Raw genomic sequence first — 1,636 nt, forward strand, 5'->3', positions numbered from 1 at the left:
TCGATGTCAAGGCGGAGCTGGGCCTTCGCCTCGGAGAGGCTGACGGGCTCGGTGATGGGGGGAACTATGATCTTGAGAGCCATTTAATCACCCTCAATCTTCCTCAACTTCTTTCGGATACCAGGCACCGGCGAAAAAGATATACTTTTCAACGATGGTATTCGCGTCCGTCACCTTGTAATAAAGTGAACCTGGCAGCACTTTTTCAGTAGGCATATCGCTGCCGTCGCCGATGAAGCGCTGGATCTGTGTTATCTCCTGATGCGCCACATTACAGCACCCCTTTCGGGAGGTCGTTCTTTCTCAACTTCTTGCCTTCGTACTCATACCAGCCGCCGCCGATGTGGACCGCCTCGGGCTTGACCGCCCTTTCTGGCTCCAGGGGCCGGGTTGCCTTTTCGAGACGTGGAGGCTCGGCGTAGTCAGCAAAGCCACCGTCAACCAGGGCCGCTGCAGCTTTATCATCTACCGGGTAGGCCTGCCCCGGCTCCATGACGCCGTTAGGACCAGCGGAGAGGGTTCGCATTTTGATCAGTTTCATGGCGCGTCGGCCTTGATAACCTTCGCCAGCCGCAGGGCCGCCAGGATTGCATCAACCTTGTCAGCAACGGCCTGCAGTTCTGAGTCGGTGTATTCGGCAGCAGCGGTCAGATCCAGGTCTGCGATCGCGTCTTGGCTCTTAATCTGCAGCTCGCCGGAGTCGCCGTCGATCTCAAGAGATGTGTCGTCGACGCTCACCGCCAGGGGGTCGCCTGCGCCACCAGTCAGCCCAGCGCCCGCAACTGTGGCGGCCAGCTTGTCTTCATCCACGCCTGCATCTTTGATCTGCAGCTCGCCAGATTCGCTGTCGATTTCGAGGGTTTCGTCATCAGGCTCAACGACAACGTAGACATCGTCGCCGTCGTTTACCTCTGCGCCGGCCGCAACAGTGAGCTTGCCTTTGAGTAGCAGCTCGCCGCCAGCGTCCACAACCTGCCGGTCGCCGCCTTCGTCTTTGTAGACCTTTGTGATGTAGGTCATTTCGCACCTCCAAAAAATGATAGGGCGACCGCGAGGGCCGCCCCTGTTCTTACACGCTTGCCGCGGGGCTTACCGCCAGCTCGGCGTAGTCCTCGGGCTTCACGCGGCCGCTGTAAAGGATCGCGTAGATGCAGCCCGTCGCGGTGGACGCACCCCTTACGATGCTGGCCCGCAGATACTTGCCCAGCTTCTCCTGCGGCCGGTAGACATCGACAAAGGCGACGTCGCCGTTCTCCGCGGTGACCATCTTCGCCCCCTCGAGGGTGGACTTGGTCGCGAAGTTTTCAGCGGTGCTCTGCTCGACCTGCAGGTAGTTCCCGGCGTTGGCTGTGGCGATAGTGCCGAAAAACATCACGCCTTCGTAGCCGGAGAGATCCACGGCGTCGCTATTGACCGCGGATGTGGCCGCAGTCTGCCCGGCCTTTACGAAAACAACCTTGACATTTTTGCTCAGGTTCATGATTTTACCTCCTTAAAAAGTAGTGAAGCCGGGGGTTAACCCAGCTTCACCCTCACGAATGCTTCTTCCAGGACCGGCATACCATCGCCCTCATAGCGTCCGATGAAGCCAGTCTGGTTGGTCTCGGCGTAGAGCTCTACCAGTCGCTGGATCGCC

4 protein-coding genes are annotated in these 1,636 nt (G+C 58.9%); all 4 read right to left on the reverse strand.

The features are described from left to right. Positions 1-93 precede the first annotated feature (93 nt). Genes ACE4YL_RS00720 through ACE4YL_RS00735 form a run of 4 tightly spaced genes read right to left on the reverse strand, consistent with a single transcriptional unit; the run spans position 94 to position 1,480 of the window. The gene (locus ACE4YL_RS00720) at positions 94-270 is read right to left on the reverse strand and encodes a hypothetical protein (RefSeq protein WP_461369008.1); all 177 of its coding nucleotides are present in this window, start codon (positions 268-270) and stop codon (positions 94-96) included. Position 271: 1 nt separating this feature from the next. Beyond that, the gene (locus ACE4YL_RS00725) at positions 272-541 is read right to left on the reverse strand and encodes a hypothetical protein (RefSeq protein ID WP_461369009.1); all 270 of its coding nucleotides are present in this window, start codon (positions 539-541) and stop codon (positions 272-274) included. Beyond that, entirely contained in the window at positions 538-1,020 is a 483-nt protein-coding gene (locus ACE4YL_RS00730) for a hypothetical protein (protein ID WP_461369010.1), read from the reverse strand. The genes ACE4YL_RS00725 and ACE4YL_RS00730 overlap by 4 nt, the downstream gene beginning before the upstream one ends. A 49-nt stretch (positions 1,021-1,069) precedes the next feature. After that, positions 1,070-1,480 (reverse strand): hypothetical protein, encoded by a 411-nt coding sequence (locus ACE4YL_RS00735; protein WP_461369011.1) that lies wholly within the window; start codon positions 1,478-1,480, stop codon positions 1,070-1,072. Positions 1,481-1,636: the final 156 nt, after the last annotated feature.

The sequence above is a fragment of the Candidatus Darwinibacter acetoxidans genome (assembly GCF_041936445.1).
Taxonomy (GTDB): domain Bacteria; phylum Bacillota; class Limnochordia; order Darwinibacteriales; family Darwinibacteriaceae; genus DTU010.